Origin of the sequence: Acinetobacter sp. BIGb0196 (genome assembly GCF_011759595.1) — a bacterium.
GTDB classification, from domain to species: Bacteria; Pseudomonadota; Gammaproteobacteria; order Pseudomonadales; family Moraxellaceae; genus Acinetobacter; species Acinetobacter guillouiae.
On record NZ_JAAOZA010000001.1, the window covers coordinates 1,183,556 to 1,200,446 of the forward strand.

General features: G+C 38.3%; 14 protein-coding genes. 6 read left to right on the forward strand and 8 right to left on the reverse strand.

Features of this window, described 5'->3' with window-relative positions; all coding sequences use genetic code 11:
• Window positions 1–262: 262 nt before the first annotated feature.
• Both FHR28_RS05430 and FHR28_RS05435 read left to right on the forward strand, forming a co-directional pair.
• On the forward strand, window positions 263–814 hold the full coding sequence (locus FHR28_RS05430) for a hypothetical protein (RefSeq protein WP_166782091.1): 552 nt from the start codon (window positions 263–265) through the stop codon (window positions 812–814).
• 5 nt (window positions 815–819) lie between these two features.
• On the forward strand, window positions 820–1,758 hold the full coding sequence (locus FHR28_RS05435) for a DUF4424 family protein (RefSeq protein ID WP_166782092.1): 939 nt from the start codon (window positions 820–822) through the stop codon (window positions 1,756–1,758).
• 49 nt (window positions 1,759–1,807) lie between these two features.
• Here FHR28_RS05435 and FHR28_RS05440 read toward each other — a convergent pair whose 3' ends face one another.
• The 4 genes from FHR28_RS05440 to FHR28_RS05455 form a co-directional block, all read right to left on the reverse strand.
• On the reverse strand, window positions 1,808–2,332 hold the full coding sequence (locus tag FHR28_RS05440) for a tetratricopeptide repeat protein (protein ID WP_004717016.1): 525 nt from the start codon (window positions 2,330–2,332) through the stop codon (window positions 1,808–1,810).
• Window positions 2,333–2,421: 89 nt separating this feature from the next.
• The gene (locus tag FHR28_RS05445) at window positions 2,422–2,760 is read right to left on the reverse strand and encodes a DUF3325 domain-containing protein (RefSeq protein ID WP_151957248.1); all 339 of its coding nucleotides are present in this window, start codon (window positions 2,758–2,760) and stop codon (window positions 2,422–2,424) included.
• Window positions 2,757–4,457 carry a PepSY-associated TM helix domain-containing protein gene (locus tag FHR28_RS05450; protein WP_166782093.1) on the reverse strand — a complete coding sequence of 567 codons (1,701 nt, stop codon included), beginning with the start codon at window positions 4,455–4,457 and terminating at the stop codon, window positions 2,757–2,759. The genes FHR28_RS05445 and FHR28_RS05450 overlap by 4 nt, the downstream gene beginning before the upstream one ends.
• A gap of 1 nt (window position 4,458) precedes the next feature.
• Window positions 4,459–4,812, reverse strand: coding sequence for a hypothetical protein (locus FHR28_RS05455; RefSeq protein WP_004717011.1), 354 nt, complete (start codon window positions 4,810–4,812; stop codon window positions 4,459–4,461).
• 310 nt (window positions 4,813–5,122) lie between these two features.
• Here FHR28_RS05455 and FHR28_RS05460 point away from each other — a divergent pair, with 310 nt between their 5' ends.
• Window positions 5,123–5,377, forward strand: a complete 255-nt coding sequence (locus tag FHR28_RS05460; RefSeq protein WP_004717008.1) for a hypothetical protein — start codon at window positions 5,123–5,125, stop codon at window positions 5,375–5,377.
• A gap of 64 nt (window positions 5,378–5,441) precedes the next feature.
• Here FHR28_RS05460 and FHR28_RS05465 read toward each other — a convergent pair whose 3' ends face one another.
• Entirely contained in the window at window positions 5,442–5,828 is a 387-nt protein-coding gene (locus tag FHR28_RS05465) for a carboxymuconolactone decarboxylase family protein (protein ID WP_004823072.1), read from the reverse strand.
• Between the two features lie 159 nt (window positions 5,829–5,987).
• Window positions 5,988–8,444, reverse strand: a complete 2,457-nt coding sequence (locus FHR28_RS05470; protein ID WP_154129868.1) for an acyl-CoA dehydrogenase — start codon at window positions 8,442–8,444, stop codon at window positions 5,988–5,990.
• Between the two features lie 684 nt (window positions 8,445–9,128).
• On the opposite strand from FHR28_RS05470, the gene FHR28_RS05475 reads away from it, so the two are divergent.
• On the forward strand, window positions 9,129–11,360 hold the full coding sequence (locus tag FHR28_RS05475) for an NADP-dependent isocitrate dehydrogenase (protein ID WP_004823068.1): 2,232 nt from the start codon (window positions 9,129–9,131) through the stop codon (window positions 11,358–11,360).
• Window positions 11,361–11,617: 257 nt separating this feature from the next.
• On the opposite strand, the gene FHR28_RS05480 is transcribed toward FHR28_RS05475, so the two are convergent.
• Both FHR28_RS05480 and FHR28_RS05485 read right to left on the reverse strand, forming a co-directional pair.
• Window positions 11,618–12,406: a pseudouridine synthase gene (locus tag FHR28_RS05480; RefSeq protein ID WP_004823066.1), complete on the reverse strand. Its 789-nt coding sequence runs from the start codon at window positions 12,404–12,406 to the stop codon at window positions 11,618–11,620.
• A 371-nt stretch (window positions 12,407–12,777) separates the two neighbouring features.
• Complete coding sequence (locus tag FHR28_RS05485) at window positions 12,778–14,070, reverse strand: MFS transporter (protein WP_004716999.1); 1,293 nt, start codon at window positions 14,068–14,070, stop codon at window positions 12,778–12,780.
• A gap of 804 nt (window positions 14,071–14,874) precedes the next feature.
• Between FHR28_RS05485 and icd the strand changes: the two genes are divergently transcribed.
• Both icd and FHR28_RS05495 read left to right on the forward strand, forming a co-directional pair.
• Window positions 14,875–16,131 (forward strand): NADP-dependent isocitrate dehydrogenase, encoded by a 1,257-nt coding sequence (gene icd / locus FHR28_RS05490; RefSeq protein WP_105713653.1) that lies wholly within the window; start codon window positions 14,875–14,877, stop codon window positions 16,129–16,131.
• Window positions 16,132–16,340: 209 nt separating this feature from the next.
• Window positions 16,341–16,832 carry a DUF2867 domain-containing protein gene (locus FHR28_RS05495; protein WP_166782094.1) on the forward strand — a complete coding sequence of 164 codons (492 nt, stop codon included), beginning with the start codon at window positions 16,341–16,343 and terminating at the stop codon, window positions 16,830–16,832.
• Window positions 16,833–16,891: the final 59 nt, after the last annotated feature.

Below are 16,891 nucleotides of genomic sequence, written 5' to 3' on the forward strand. Positions count from 1 at the left end.
AGATTTTAATAGAGTTCAAATGTAGTTGGTTAATATTCAACTAAAAGATAGAATTGTTTTTGAATCGTTAAGCTATGCAAAAATATGATCAGTATTTACTGATATATAAACAGAAATAAAATCAAGATGATGCGTTTAAGCGTTTGCCAAGTGCTAGACCTGTGCAACGATGATTGCAGTATTTGTGATTATGATGCGTGCTTTGCTTTTTCTATATCTGGTTTTTTGGGTTTAAAAAGTGAATATCGGGAACATTAAATTTATGGATATTGTAAAAATAATAGATCAGCATAGCTTTGCATTGCGACAAGCCATTGAGCAGGCTTCTCTTGAACAGCGGAAAAGTTTGGTGAAAGCTGTTTTTGCTTTTTTTGAAAAATTACCAACGTTTCAATTTACTATTGAACAAAATTATCAAATTAAAATTGATAAAAAACAATTGTTTCAGGATATTGATCAAGAAAATTTAATTGATTATCAAAAGCAAATTCGACAATCAAATGCTTTAGTAGATGAATATGCCGATGATTATGAGGAATTAGCGGCCATTGAAGTGATTTCTTTGGATGCCTTTTTCTTGATGGTATCAAATCAAAACAAAAGCCAGCATTTAGTGGCTTTGTTTAATGCGATGATTGAAGTATTGGATTATTATGAGAATTTTTCAGAAAACTCAATCTATTGGAATGAAGTTTTAGAAAAAGAAATTCTTTTACAAGAACAGATTATCAAACAGATTGCTAAACATATTATTTTTGATGAATCCATTTATTGTGTGCATTATCAAACAATAGAATTTCCTGATTTGGATTAAAGAGAATGAAAAAAATCGTATTGATCACTTCGATTCTGACAGCGACATCAGCTTTCGCCAATGATTCTACAGGTTATGTGGGAACAGGGGGAATTGAGTACCTTAAAAATAAAAATATTGCCATGCAAGGTGAAGACTTATTTATTAGTAAAAAATTAATTAAGGTCGATTATCAATTTAAAAACCTCAGTAATCAGGATATTACTGAAACTGTTTTGTTCCCTTTACCACGAGTTGATAATACTTTTGAATCCGATTTTGCCCACACTGAGGATTTATTAAAAAGTTTTAAAATTCAGGTTGATGGAAAAGCGGTTCAACCGACAATGCATGTGCAGACATTTATACAAAGAGACGAAAAGTCTAAAGCGATTGATGTCACTGAGTTATTTAAACAATGTGGTTTTTCACAAACTGAAATGTTAAATCCTTGGAATCGCAAAAGTGATGAATATGGGGTATTTGAAAAGAAACTAAAAAGCTGCTCAAACCCTAAAGTAAAAAGCATTTTGCCTAAAAATCCAGACGAAGTCATCAACTGGTCATCACAAGTGGTTTATAGCTGGAAGCAAACTTTTAAAGCCAATTCAATTACACAGGTAAAACATCAATATAAACCTTTAGTGGGTGGTTCGGTTGCATTATATCCAGATGAATATAATCAACAATTTTGTATGGACAGTAATTTTAAGAAAGGCTTGAAAAAAGCACAGTCGGAACATTCGCCTTTTAATGCACTGAGTTATATCTTGACTACTGGGGCAAACTGGGCAAAACCGATTGAAAACTTTAAATTGACCATTGAACGTGATCCGGGAGAGTTGGTATCGTTTTGTTGGAAAGGTAAAGTCAATAAAATTAGCCCGACACAATTCCAAATGGTTGAGAAAAACTTTGTACCTAAACAAGATTTAGATGTAATTTTTGTGCATTTACGTAATTAAATAAGTGAATCAAATTTAAGCCCATTTTATATGGGCTTAAATTTATAAATTATACTGAGGTGTCTTCAGCTGACTTGGCTTTTTCAGCCCAAAAATCAGCTTTTTCTTCATCAACATCAACGCCCATCCCGTGTTCATAAATACAAACAAGATCACGCATGGCTTGAACTTCACCCAGTTTTGCTGCTTGCTCAACCAGCTCTACTGATTTCACCAGATCTTTTTCAACCACATCGCCACGACGATAGAAATTGGATAACTCTAAAATCGCAGCAGGATGTTGATGTTTGGCCGCTTGCTCTAACCAGCGGTGGGCATGTTCAAAATAAGCCTTGGCTTCTTTAGGATCTTCTTCAAGGATATCTTTTGCATAATAAGCATAGCCTTCACCTAACCAATACATGGCTTCAACATGGCCTAATTGTGCTGCTTTGAGTGCCCATTCTTCTGCAAGTTGATTGTTATCTTCATCTTCACTTTGCATATATATTTCAGCAAGTTCAAATTGTGCAGCGGGATTGCCCATTGCCGCACGATTGAGTAATTCTGAAGGGATTGAAAGTGGTTTAGACATAAAAATACCAATACCAGGCAATAAATTTGATAGAAAAAAAGCCAATCCGTAGATTGGCTTATGATTATAACTGATTTTTGTGAAACAGTTTAAATGAGTAGGATCACACTTGTGATTAAGCTGATACCCACACAAAAGCTGGCAGCCAATTTCATTTTTAAACTGTAATAGCTTAATAACACCCCAACAAATAATGCTGAAAAGGTCAGTACTCCAACCCAAATGCTGAGCATGCTACTAAGCTGCCCTGACATGACACAAATGATCAGTGAAATCAGTAGTAAAGCCCAACCAGAAATAGAAGCAAGTTGGGTTTGTTTGGGGCTTAGTTCATGTCCATAGAACTGTTTTTGATGTTTTGACATTGCGCTGGCAAGCGCGATAAAAGCCAAGCTAGACAAAGACCAAATTAATAAGAAGAAAATCACGCTGAAATCTCCTTATTTGAAAGTACATTTCTGGCTTTTTTGACAGGAAGCCCTTTATGTTTTTTAACTTTATAAAATGAGTAGAAAAACAAAATCGCAAGCGCCCATGTCATTAAATCAAAAGACGCAATCATCCATTGGCCATTGGCAATACTGTTCCAAAGTGCTTGACCACCCGTAATAAAATTGACAATAGGCAATAGGGCAAAAGCAACACCAGAGAACAATAGAAGTTCTAGCCAAGCTTGACGATGTGGGCGAAGCGCTGCATAAATTAACGTAGCTAACCATACAATAAAGAAGGCTCTAATTTCCCAATTTAAACGTGTTTCTATTTCAAATGGAATGAAACGATTGGCGTAGAAGTAGGCTGCACATGCAATAGGTAATCCAATCACAGCGGCAATATTCATCACTTCAACAAAACGATAACCAAATGATTTATAGCCTTGTTTTTGTTGTTGCGGTGCACGTTTGACGCACCATAAGATCAGCCCCGTTGCAACCATTAAGGTGCCCATTACACCAGAGAAGAACAATAACCAGCGGAAGGTTAAATCAAGACCACGTGCTTCATGCAATACAGTCACCACATTGTAAATCCCCATTGGGATAGAGGCATTGTTTGCTTGAGCCGCTTCGCTGATGTCTTTGCCAGTCACGCCATCGAATTTTAAAATGGGGTAAACACCACGCTGAATTACACTCTTCGCATATAAAGCGCGAAGTTCAATGGTCGCATTGGATGTATTTGGCGCAATGATTTGAATAGAAGCAATCGGATTTTCTTTCCACTGCGCTTGTGCGGTTGTAATAAGCGGGGTTAAGTCGCTGAGTGGCGCAGGATGACCAACATCTTGTTGATGTTTTTTGCCTCTTTCACCTCGCGAGCGTTGTTCATTTTGACCTGCAGAACCAGTACGGTTTTCAGCATTTCTATTGCGAGCATTATTTTGCTGAACTGCACCTCCGCGCATCTCTTGAAAAAACTCTTGTCGATCTTTATAGACTTGGTTGATTCCCCAAGGCATAAACATAAACATTAGTAATAACAAACCACTGAAGGTGATCATGATATGAAAGGGAAGGGCAAAAACAGCTGTGGCATTATGTGCATCTAACCAAGAGCGTTGTCCTTTACCTGAACGGAAAGTAAAGAAATCTTTAAAAATTTTTTTATGGGTGATAATGCCACTGATAATTGCCACAAACATCAGCATGGTAGCTAAACCGACGATCCAACGTGCCCAAATACGATCAAATCCATACAGTTCAAAGTGAAAGCGATATAGAAAACCACCACCACGGGTGTCTCGTGCTTCAATAACTTGTCCAGTTGCACTGTCTATGGTGATTCTTTCCCCACCACGACGCGCTTGTAGATCTTCACCTTGTTTACGAATATTTAATTCAGTTGTGGTCTGTCTAGAATTGGGTAATTGAATCGTCCAACTACCAGCATCAGGATAGTTCTTTTGTAGATAATCTAAGGCAACTTGGGTTTGCTGTACTTGAGAATCACTTGGAACGGATTGATGTATTTCTGGTTTCATCCAAGCCGTTATTTCAGACTGAAAGAAACTCAATGTTCCTGTCAAAAAAATTGCATAGAGTAACCAACCAAGAATTAAGCTTGCCCATGTATGTAACCATGACATAGATTGGCGTGGACCTTCAACTTTTGCATCTACGCGCATCTTAATTCCCCATCATTTTATAAATGACAAATAAAATGATACTTGGAATCAGTATGCCTAAGCTGGCTTTTGATGTCTTATTGACCATAAAAACCCAAATGAATGCAGCACAGTGGATACAGAAAGCAAGTAGCGTTGCACTCATCGCAGCCGTGGCACGATAATCAGCAAATGTTTTTGCAATCACTATAGCGGACAAAGACGCAAGCAGATAACCACCAAGAATTGCCAGGGCAAAACGATAGAAAATCATGACGCGATATTGTATGAGGGACGGTGCGGATTTAGCTCGTGTAGATACAGTCGGAGTTGAAACTGACGCACTAAGTGCATCGAGTTCAGTCTGGCTATTCATAGGCAATCAAATAATGAAAGGTTAAAAATTAAGTAAATAATAACAATTATCATTTACTTTTTAAATACAAAAGTTAAATTTCATTGAAATAAAGCACTGGATTTATTTTGATTTTTGTGAGTAGGTTTTTGCTAGAAGTGAACCCAGAAAGCGTATAAAAAATTTCTTATGATTTTTTATAGTTACAACGATTTTTATCGTGACTATATTTTTGAGTATATGCCTTTGAACATAAAGCATACAGCGTATTCTGATATTTATTTATATCTTGTAGTGACATCTTGGAAAACAATAATATGGAAATTAAATAATGTTTATTCATGCTGAAGACGCGAAACGATTGGCAGCCAATTCAAACTTAAATATAGAACTATATAAAGTTCGTTTGGCTCAAATGATTGAAGAGAATGCCAAGCAGGGCAATACTGCTGTTTTTACAGTTTTGCCTAAACATCTAGCTTTAGAGGATATTCGAGGGCTTTCTTCTGAGTTAACCCAATTGGGATATCATATCCGCTTTGAAGTGGATGAGTTTTTTTATAGTTTTAATGTGTTTTGGAATTAACTCGGCAATATAGGCCATAGTTTTGAGCATGACCTATATTGAAAAATTAGCACGTATTGCTTGTTTATGATTCTTTTTGGTATTCATTGATGACTTCAAGCGCTGCACGAAATGCTTCTTGGGTTGTGGGTGCGCCACAGTAAGGTAAACTGTGTAATAACACTTCCTGAATTTCTTCAACTGTTGCGCCATTATTCAATGCACCACGAATATGACCTTTTAGTTCGGTTGGGCTTTTTTGTGCAACTAAAAATGCAATGGTAATCAAAGAGCGGTATTTACGTGGTAAAACACCCTCACGTTGCCAAGTTGAACCCCATGCATGCTCATTGATCCAGTCTTGCAAAGGTCTTGTAAAAGCAACAGTATTGTCTTGAGCGCGTTTTACAAAGCTTTCTCCCATCACTTCTGTACGGACTTTTAAGCCATTTTCATAATCTTGTTGAGACATCGTCTTTTTTCCTCAGCTATTATATTTTTAACACTATACCGAAATAGTCAAATAACCCATTGGCAATATGTCTATGTTAAAAAACAGCGATGGTGAATCGCTGTTTATGGTCAACGTTTTATATTGCCTTATCTCTTAAATGGCATTTGCCAAATAGATTTAAGTTGAGTGAAGATGAGGATTTTCTAATACCAACACCTGCTCTAATTTTTCATCAAAAATATCTGTGAGCATACTGTCATAACGAAGTGCATTATATTGGGTTAATTTTGTGGCTAAATCATCGCTGATTAAGCCACGAGTGACTGCATCCTGTATGCGCTCTTCAAATGTTAGCCCTTGATATTCACCTTTAGATTCCGCTTTTTTAAAGCTGTTCCAATCGTCTTCAACGGTTGTGAGTAGATTAAAGGTGGCTTCCATTCGTCCAAAAGCATCGTTCGGATCAACAGTATAATAAACCTGCGTTTTTAAATAATCTCGGAACGGGTTATCTTGCATGATCAGTTCCGCTGCTTCACTCTTTTGACGATCACTCGGTTTTTTGATCGGTCGACCAAATGGGAAACAAACAAATTTAACCAGACTTGATGCAATTTGAATCGGAAAATTATCAAATAAGCCAAAAAATGCTTCTTGGGCATCATAAAGCATTTCGTCCAATGCAAGTTTGGCATGTACCTGTTCTTGCGAAGATCTTTGACCATTTTCATAAAATTTGAGAATGGCTGTCGCAATAAACATTTTGGAGTGAATATCAGCTAATCGCCCTGAGAGCATTTCTTTACGCTTAATATCACCGGCTAACAGTCCAAGACACATATCTGCGGTTAGGGCGAAGTCAGTACTGAATCGATTGATGATTTTATAATAAGGTTGAGTAAAGGCATCTGATGAGTCAGGTCGTTGACTACTTGCCCCAAACCATCCATAAGTGAACGCACGCGCGCCACGGTTTAAGGTGTAGCCTAAATGTTGATATAACATGGTGTTAAATGTATTTAAGGCAGAGGCTTTATCTTCGGCCTGTAACAGTTGTAATTCCTCAAATAAATAAGGATGGCAACGCATCGAACCTTGACCAAAGATCATCAACGAACGGCTTAAGATATTTGCCCCTTCAACCGTTATCGAGATCGGAATGGCTTGATACATATTGGCAAGAAAGTTACGCGGACCTTGTTGAATACCACGACCACCAGTGATGTCCATACCATGATTGACGATTTTTCGCATCGTTTCAGTGGCATAGTATTTTGCCATCGCGGTCATAACAGCGGGTTTGCCACCTTGATTTAAACCGCAAGTGACTAAATAGCGAAAAGCTTCCAACATATAGGTATGGCTGACGATGTCACTACTAACTTCTTGCACCCCTTCAAATTTACCTACTGATAATTTAAATTGTTGACGAATTTTAGCGAATGCACCTACAGATAAATACGTCATTTCACCTGCGGCTGTAGAAAGTGCAGGAAGTGAAATACCACGTCCAACAGCCAGACATTCCATCAGCATACGCCAGCCATTCCCCGCATTTTTTGCGCCACCAATAATCCAGTCAAGCGGAATAAAGACATCTTTACCTTCGACTGTACCATTCATAAATGGGGAACCACCCGGATGGTGCCTTGGTCCAACCTCTACGCCTGCATGAGAGGCGGGTATAAGAGCACAGGTAATACCATACTCAGTTTTAGTTTTATCTCCCAATAAGCCATCTGGGTCATACAGTTTGAAGGCGAGACCGACTACTGTTGCAACGGGTGCTAGGGTAATCCAGCGTTTTGAGAAATTCATTGTTAAGCCAAGCACTTGTTGACCTTCGAATTCCCCATAACAAACCACGCCAGTATCTGGAATCGCCCCAGCATCAGAACCCGCTTCAGGACTGGTGAGTCCAAAACAAGGAATTTCCTCACCCTTGGCTAAGCCGGGCAAATAACGATTTTTTTGTTCGTCTGTACCATAATTCAGTAAGAGCTCACCTGGTCCTAATGAGTTAGGCACCATACAGGTTACAGCGGTGGTTAGAGAACGTGAAGCAATTTTGCTCATAATACGACTTTGTGCAAAAGAGCTAAATTCACGACCACCATAAGTTTTAGGGATGATGAGTCCAAAAAAGCCATTGTCTTTAATAAATTGCCATGTCTCTGCATTCAGGTCTTTATTTTGATGAATTTCCCATTCATCTAGCAACTGACAGAGTTGTTCAACCTCATGATCTAAAAAAGATTGCTCTTCATTACTAAGCGTCGGGTAGGGATAATTGTTAAATTTTTCCCAATCTGGCGCCCCCATAAATAATTCTTTTTCCCACCAACTGGTACCCGCATCCAATGCTTCACGTTCAGTGGTACTCATGCTTGGCATTGCATTGGCTAATGTTTTATAGGCCGGTTTAGTCAAAACTTGCATTCGCAGTGGTTCAATCAGTAACACTAAACTGATGAGAATAAGCGGAAGACCAAGGATGAGAGACCACGGGCTGATCACAGCGCTCAGAATTGCAATGACAATCGTAGTGATACTTCCGACTGTTCGATGAAGTGCAAAAAAGAAAACGGCCCAGAGTGAGATGATTTGAATAAGTATTACGATGAGTAATAGCATTAACATATTACCTCTACAGTTTTAATATTAATTTTGGGATCGGAAATACATCATTGAAGGTTATTCTTCCATCAATGATGTGATGGAAAATTAAACATGTAATTTATTAATAACGATTTTTTGACTTACTATTCAAGGTAAAAGTATTGTTGTTTTGTGAGTATAAGTTAACCAAATAATATTTATTGTCATATCGTGACCAGCGCATTAGGGGAATAAATAATTTTCCATTCATTTGCTCATTCACCTTAAGGCAGACTTGAATGATTTAAAATTTAAATAGTATTTAGCTAATTTTTGTTTGTGCTGTTTGGCTTGTTTTATGTCGCTGAAGCGCGTCGATCTGTTTTCAATGGCTTTCAATTTGCTGCTCAGTCTGTAAGAATCAGCAAGATAAAATTTTTAATGTTTAAAACAATAAAGCAGAAGACGGCATGGATTGTTGTTGCTCTTGGTCGGAATGGCTATTTTTACAAGAAAATGCTTAATTTTTGTGCAAACATTGATATTAATGCAATATTTGTGATGTACCATTTTTTTACGAAATGTCGTTATCACAGATCTTACGTTGACTGTAATACCAGGAAGGCTGATACTCTTGGGGTTAAATTTAAGCAAGTCGGTTCGTAAGGGCTGGGTCACAAGCTCGGTTCTCAAAACACAATTTAAAGCAAGGGGCTATATATGGCTGGTGGAAAGTCAACAATCATTTACACACTGACTGACGAGGCGCCATTGTTGGCGACTTATTCGCTACTGCCGATCATTGAGACCTTTACTAAGCCAGCTGGCGTAGAGATTGTCAAAACTGATATTTCTGTAGCTGCTCGTGTTCTTGCAGAATTCGCGGAATACTTAAGCGATGAACAGAAAGTATCTGACAACCTTGCGCATTTAGGGCGTCTTACTCAAGATCCAGACACTAACATTATCAAACTCCCAAATATCAGTGCATCTGTTGCTCAGTTGAGCGCATGTATTAAGGAACTTCAGTCAAAGGGTTATGCAATCCCAGACTATCCTGAAAATCCAACAACTGAAGAAGAAAAAGCAATTAAGGTACGTTATAGCAAGTGCCTTGGTTCAGCGGTGAATCCAGTGTTACGTGAAGGTAACTCTGACCGTCGTGCACCTGCAGCAGTGAAAAACTATGCGAAGAAACATCCACATTCAATGAGCGAATGGAAACAGTGGTCACAAACACATGTTTCGCATATGGATGAGGGCGATTTCTATCACGGTGAAAAGTCAATGACACTTGACCGTGCGCGTAACGTAAAAATGGAACTTATCACCAAAAATGGTGAGAGCATTGTGCTTAAGCCAAAAGTTGCATTACTTGATGGCGAAATCATCGATTCAATGTTTATGAGCAAGAAAGCGCTTTGCGATTTCTATGAGAAAGAACTTGATGATTGCCGTGAAGCGGGCATTTTATTTTCGTTGCATGTAAAAGCAACCATGATGAAAGTTTCACACCCGATTGTATTCGGTCACTGTGTAAAAATTTACTATAAAGAAGCATTTGAAAAGCATGCTAAGTTATTTGATGAGTTAGGTATTAACGTCAATAACGGTATGGCTGGTCTTTACGAGAAGATTGCAACTTTACCAACATCATTACGTGAAGAGATCATTGAAGATCTTCATGCTTGCCAAGAACACCGTCCTGCACTTGCAATGGTGGATTCAGCGAAAGGTATTACTAACTTCCATTCACCAAATGATGTGATTGTAGATGCATCTATGCCTGCGATGATTCGTGGTGGCGGTAAAATGTGGGGTGCTGATGGTAAGCAGTATGATTGTAAAGCTGTTATGCCAGAGTCAACATTCGCACGTATCTACCAAGAAATGATTAATTTCTGTAAGTGGAATGGTAACTTTGACCCACGTACTATGGGTACTGTGCCAAACGTTGGTTTGATGGCGCAAAAAGCTGAAGAATACGGTTCACATGACAAAACTTTTGAGATCACTGAAGCGGGTGTTGCAAACATCACAGATCTTGAAACTGGTGAAGTGTTGATGTCACAAAACGTTGAGGAAGGCGATATCTGGCGTATGTGTCAGGTGAAAGACGCACCGATTCGTGACTGGGTAAAACTTGCGGTAACGCGTGCGCGTAACTCAGGTATGCCAGCAATCTTCTGGCTTGACCCATACCGTCCACATGAAAATGAATTGATCAAGAAAGTACAAAAATACTTGAAAGATCATGATACAGCAGGTCTTGATATCCAAATCATGTCACAAGTACGTGCAATGCGTTATACGCTTGAACGTGTTGCTCGTGGTTTAGATACAATTTCAGTGACTGGTAACATTTTACGTGATTACTTAACTGACTTGTTCCCAATCATGGAATTGGGTACTTCTGCGAAAATGTTGTCTATCGTTCCGTTAATGGCGGGTGGCGGTATGTACGAAACAGGTGCGGGTGGTTCAGCACCTAAACACGTACAACAGCTTGTAGAAGAAAACCACTTGCGTTGGGACTCTCTTGGTGAATTCTTGGCCTTGGCTGTTTCTTTAGAAGAGCTAGGTATTAAAGAAGACAATGCGCGTGCTAAGTTATTGGCGAAAACATTGGATCAAGCAACTGGTCAATTGTTGGATAACGACAAGTCTCCATCACGCCGTACAGGTGAGCTTGACAACCGTGGTAGCCATTTCTACCTTGCGAAGTTCTGGGCTGAAGCACTTGCTGCACAAAATGACGATGCTGAATTAAAAGCCAAGTTTGCACCACTTGCAAAAGCATTGGATGAGAACGAAGATAAAATCCTTGCTGAGCTTGCAGCTGTTCAAGGTAAGCCAGCGGATATTGGTGGTTACTATGCAGTTGATACCGCTAAGGTTGAAGCTGTAATGCGTCCAAGTGCGACGCTTAACGCTACACTTGCAACTGTTTAAGTTTTAAATGCTATAAACCGACGATCTTGTTGGTGAGAAAAGCCGATGCATACGCATCGGCTTTTTTATTGAGGGAGTAAATCTTTGTTTAAGTTATTTATTTGCAAGTTTACGCATGAATCAATTTAAATGATGAGGGGGCGATTGGTTTTAATTGGTCTTGAGTTTTTTAGTTATAAAATAAAAACGCCCAATGAAATTCATTGGGCATTTTTACAATAAGCGGCAATTGCTTTATAGCTTAGAAGGACTAAATCCTAGCGACCATTACGTCCACGACCACGTGGTGCTTTGGTATTTGGGCGGGTGGTACCATTGGTCTTACGACGTGGTTTTTCACCATCTTCCATTTGCCAGATACGTTTAGTTCCAGATTTCTTTGTTGAACCATCTTTATTCTTACGAACGATGGGTTTTCCGCCTGTACCGCCAGGTTTCTTCACATAAGAGCGTGAGCGATAAGGTTCGTCTGCTGGAATATTTTGGAAGTCTGGATAAAGTAATGGTTCAATTTCTTTGGTTTCACCAGGTTGTAAACCCATTTGAACCAAATCAATTGCACCAATCTTGGTGCGGATCAAACGTAAAGTTGGAAAACCAACAGCCGAAGTCATACGACGGACTTGACGGTTACGGCCTTCACAAATAGAAATTTCAATCCAAGATGTTGGAATATTGGCACGGAAACGTACTGGTGGATCACGATCCCATAACCATTCAGGTTGTTCAACTTTATTCGCTTGAGCAGGTAAAGTCATACCATCTTTTAGCTCAACACCTTTACGCAACTGTTCTAGGGCTTCTTCAGTCACATCACCATCAACTTGCACCAAATAAGTTTTAAATTTCTTATTGGCAGGATTGGTAATGTATTGATTTAAACCACCATGATCAGTTAAAAAAACTAAACCTTCAGAGTCCATATCGAGACGACCCGCCAAACGCAAAGTCGAGTCATCTACGAAGTCAGACATCGTCATATGTGCTTCGTCTTTACGAAACTGGGAGAGGACGTCATAAGGTTTATTAAGAATGACAATTTTCACTTTAGACCACTAATAAATATCAATAAAATTTTTGAGTTTGATAAAGTTACCCGTTTGAAGAGAGTTGGGTAAAGATAAAGACTACGATATGTGCGCTACTATATCAGATTACGCTTTGTATTCTTCAACTTTATTTATTTACCAAGGCTGAGTTGTAAATACATTTTTCTTAGGCGGGGGGATTGGTGGTTTTATCTTGCTAGAATTTACCATTGCGTGAAATTGAGATAGGCAACTTGAAAACAGCATCTATTGAAGCTAAGCCTTATAATAAAAAAGCTGTACCACCTTTGGGTAGTACAGCTTTTTTGAATAGCGTAGATCTCAAATTCAGTGACCACAAGCTATTAATAAGGGCTTAACCATGTTATTTAGTGGTCATGTTTTAGATATTCCGGTTCTTTCGGTAATTTAAAACTACATAAGAAACAGATCACTAACATGATAATCACATAAAGGAAGAAGGTGCTTTCAATACCCGCTGCTTTGAACTGTAGTGCAACAGATGGCGCAGAACCACCAAAGATTGCATTACCCACAGCGTAAGAGAAACCAACACCCAATGCACGAACATGTGGTGGGAACATTTCTGCCTTAACCAATCCGCTGATAGAGGTATAGAAGCTGAGCAACATCATGAGGAAAATAAGTAACAGAGCAACCATTAATGGCGAATAACTGAAATGTGGCATCCAGATCACCATGACTGGATAGATGAAAATCGCCATAGTACCACTGAAGGCAAGCATTGCAGCACGACGGCCAATGCGGTCAGAAATAGCACCAAACACAGGTTGTGCAAGCATAAAGATAAAGAGTGAAGCTGTCATAATGAATCCGACAGTTTTACTATCTACACCCATATTGGTGAGGTAGGTCTTTGAATATACTGTAATCACATAGAAGGTGAGAGAACCCGCAGAGGTATAACCTACAACCAATAAGAAGGTTTTCCAGTGATTTTTAAACAGTTCACTTAAGCTTCCAGATTCTTCTTTATCACTGTCTTCGCTAGATAATGTTTCTTCCAAACGACTACGTGCAAGTAGGGAGATAATTGCAGCAATACCACCAATGACAAAAGGAATACGCCAGCCACCATCAAGCAATTGCTGCTCTGATAGGAATGCCAGCATAATAACACCGAGCAAGCTTGCTAATAATTGACCGCCCGACAAGGTGACATATTGGAAAGAAGCAAAAAAGCCTCGTTGACCCTTTAAGCCAAGCTCACTCATATAGGTTGCTACAGCACCATATTCACCACCTACAGATAAACCCTGTAGCAGGCGAACAAGTAAAAGTAGGAAAGGTGCTGCCATTCCAACTTGTTCATAGGTTGGGAGTGCGGCAAATAAGAAAGAGCTTACTGCCATAAGACAGATGGAAATGACCATTGATTTTTTACGGCCATGTTTATCGGCAATTCGTCCGAAAACCCAGCTACCAATTGGTCGCATAAAGAAGCTGGCTGCAAAGACACCCCATACATAAATTGCTTGAGTACCGGAGTCCATATCAGGTGCAGTTAATGCTTTAGTGAAATATGCCGCAAACACAGCATAAATATAAAAATCAAACCATTCTACTAAGTTTCCTGAAGCTGCGCCGACGATACCGCGTATACGACCTCGCTTCTCTTCTTTAGTGTAAGTTTTATCCATTATTTACATCCATGAGATAGGTTGAATCGCAATAAATTCAAAATTCATTACGATTTAAAAAACAGGAATAATGTTAAAGATTTTAAGACTAAATAATAATTGCAAAGATGGTTAATTTGATTGGAGGCCATAGGATAGGCAGAAGGAATTAAAAAATGAATTTTGATTTATTTTTTCATTAAAATTCATGTGAAAACATATAGTAAAAGTGAATTACTTTTGTAATTAATCTTAACTTGATTGTGGTTTTGTGAAAATTATTTTTTTAAAATATAAAGCAATGGCAAAAAACACCAATAATAAAAATAAAATTACGTTTTTTTGTTTGTGATCTATTGTGGTGCATAATTTAATGCAATGAAATATATGAATATATTGTGGTTTTAAGGTGGCTGGTTTGGTCATCAATCTATTGTCAAAATGTTATAGATTTTTAAATTAAATGGCGAATATAAAATCAAAAAATTAGAAATAATGTTTATAGTGAAAATGTATAGTAGCTCTCACTTTTAAAGATCTGACTCTTGGAAAATTTATGTGTATGGAAAAGCAAAGCTAATATTTTTATTTTAAGCATTAGGAATGATTGAGCTTGTCGATTTATATAAAAAATGATGGGTTAAATGACATTAAATAATGGAACATTGTGCTTTATTCAGTAGAGAAATGTTGTTATTCCTCGTATAAATCTCAAAAAATGTACGAATTAGACTAGACTGATATGCGTTAAGAATGGTTAGAAGTATTGTCTATTTGGCAATTATTTTGGATTTGCCAACTATAATAAAAGGGAGAACCTCAACAATGGGTTATCAGAAGATCGTAGTGCCTGCTGATGGTAGCAAAATTACTGTAAATGCAGACTTGTCACTGAATGTTCCAAATCATCCAATCATTCCTTTTATTGAAGGGGATGGTATTGGTGTTGATATTACACCTGCCATGAAAGCTGTTGTAGATGCCGCAATTCAAAAAGCTTATGGTGGTAAACGTTCGATCGAATGGATGGAAGTTTACTGTGGTGAAAAGGCAGATAAAATCTACGGGACATATATGCCTGAAGAAACTTTTGAGGCACTGCGGGAATTTGTGGTTTCGATTAAGGGTCCATTAACTACGCCTGTGGGCGGTGGTATTCGTTCATTAAATGTCGCTTTACGCCAAGAACTCGACCTTTACGTTTGTGTGCGCCCTGTACGCTGGTTTGAAGGAGTACCGTCACCTGTTCAACACCCTGAATTGACTGACATGGTGATTTTCCGTGAAAATTCCGAAGATATCTATGCAGGTATCGAATGGAAAGCGGATTCTCCTGAAGCGAAAAAAGTCATTAAATTCTTAAAAGAAGAAATGGGTGTAACCAAGATTCGTTTTGAAGATAATTGTGGGATTGGTATTAAACCTGTATCGAAAGAAGGTACTCAGCGTTTAGTGCGTAAAGCGATTCAGTTTGCGATTGATAATGATAAGCCGAGTGTAACTTTAGTGCATAAAGGCAATATCATGAAATATACCGAAGGTGCATTCAAAGAATGGGGTTATGAACTGGCAATTGATCGTTTTGGTGGTGAGCTGATTGATGGTGGCCCGTGGGTAAAAATTAAAAATCCAAGAACGGGTAAAGAGATCATTATTAAAGATGTCATTGCCGATGCCTTTCTACAGCAAATCTTAATGCGTCCTTCTGAATATTCTGTGATTGCGACACTTAACTTAAATGGTGACTATATTTCTGATGCGTTGGCAGCTGAAGTAGGTGGTATTGGAATTGCGCCGGGTGCAAATATTGGTGGTGCAATTTCTGTATATGAAGCGACTCACGGTACAGCACCGAAATATGCAGGCCAGGATAAAGTAAATCCAGGTTCTATTATTCTTTCTGCGGAAATGATGCTTCGTGATATGGGGTGGATTGAAGCTGCTGATTTGATTATTCAGGGTGTATCGGGAGCGATTGCTGCGAAAACTGTTACCTACGACTTTGAGCGATTGATGCCAGGTGCAACTTTACTTCGCTGTTCTGAATTTGGTCAAGCAATCATTGATAACATGGATAGCTAATTAAAAGATAGACGCACTAAAGTCAGTATAGTCAAAGGTCTGCCAAGTGCAGACCTTTTTGTTATTTATGGTTTGGCTATTTTATTCTAGAATCTAAGTATATTTATTAAACTTTAGAATGTGAGTAATTGCACCAACAACTGATTACTGTAGACTGTTTTTAGCGGTTGTTTGAAAAAATATTAATTATATTTTAAGGGGTTAATCGAATGAACATAGATAAAGATCCTAAAATACTGGTTGCTCCACTTGATCAATTAAATTTTTTACACGAAGCCAAGCAATATATTGATAAAAATCTTACCAGTACTCAAGCCTATTATCTAATGACCAGTAAGCCGCCAGTTTGGTTGAGGGCTGCGTTTAAGCTAAGGGATTTTTTAAGCCGGCATTTAGGTGGTGTGCAACCTATTCAAGGCTTTGGTGAATCAACTAAACCACTTCAAGTTGGTGGGAAAGCGGATTTTTTTGATGTGGTTAAAGTTTCAGATCGTGAGCTTTTTTTACAGTCAACCGATAAGCACTTGAGTGTATTGCTGGTTTTACAAATCGAAGAATATGATGGACTTAGAAATGAATTAACGATATGTACCAGTGTAGTGACATATAATCTTTTTGGGAAAATTTATATGCTGCCTGTTTCTTTGGTTCATGGTTTTATTGTTCAGCAATCACTTAAAAACCTTCAAATTAAATCTTGAAACTCAAGGCTTTGAACTATGACAAAATGCTGTAAAACTTGGCAAAAAAAGTCATATTT

Bases quoted from the DNA above. Each gene is read 5' to 3' on its own strand.
- FHR28_RS05455 (WP_004717011.1), bottom strand. From the start codon at position 4,812: ATGAATAGCCAGACTGAACTCGATGCACTTAGTGCGTCAGTTTCAACT.
- FHR28_RS05495 (WP_166782094.1), top strand. From the start codon at position 16,341: ATGAACATAGATAAAGATCCTAAAATACTGGTTGCTCCACTTGATCAA.
- icd (WP_105713653.1), top strand. From the start codon at position 14,875: ATGGGTTATCAGAAGATCGTAGTGCCTGCTGATGGTAGCAAAATTACT.
- FHR28_RS05450 (WP_166782093.1), bottom strand. From the start codon at position 4,457: ATGCGCGTAGATGCAAAAGTTGAAGGTCCACGCCAATCTATGTCATGG.
- FHR28_RS05465 (WP_004823072.1), bottom strand. From the start codon at position 5,828: ATGTCTCAACAAGATTATGAAAATGGCTTAAAAGTCCGTACAGAAGTG.
- FHR28_RS05475 (WP_004823068.1), top strand. From the start codon at position 9,129: ATGGCTGGTGGAAAGTCAACAATCATTTACACACTGACTGACGAGGCG.
- FHR28_RS05440 (WP_004717016.1), bottom strand. From the start codon at position 2,332: ATGTCTAAACCACTTTCAATCCCTTCAGAATTACTCAATCGTGCGGCA.
- FHR28_RS05485 (WP_004716999.1), bottom strand. From the start codon at position 14,070: ATGGATAAAACTTACACTAAAGAAGAGAAGCGAGGTCGTATACGCGGT.
- FHR28_RS05430 (WP_166782091.1), top strand. From the start codon at position 263: ATGGATATTGTAAAAATAATAGATCAGCATAGCTTTGCATTGCGACAA.
- FHR28_RS05460 (WP_004717008.1), top strand. From the start codon at position 5,123: ATGTTTATTCATGCTGAAGACGCGAAACGATTGGCAGCCAATTCAAAC.
- FHR28_RS05470 (WP_154129868.1), bottom strand. From the start codon at position 8,444: ATGCTATTACTCATCGTAATACTTATTCAAATCATCTCACTCTGGGCC.
- FHR28_RS05435 (WP_166782092.1), top strand. From the start codon at position 820: ATGAAAAAAATCGTATTGATCACTTCGATTCTGACAGCGACATCAGCT.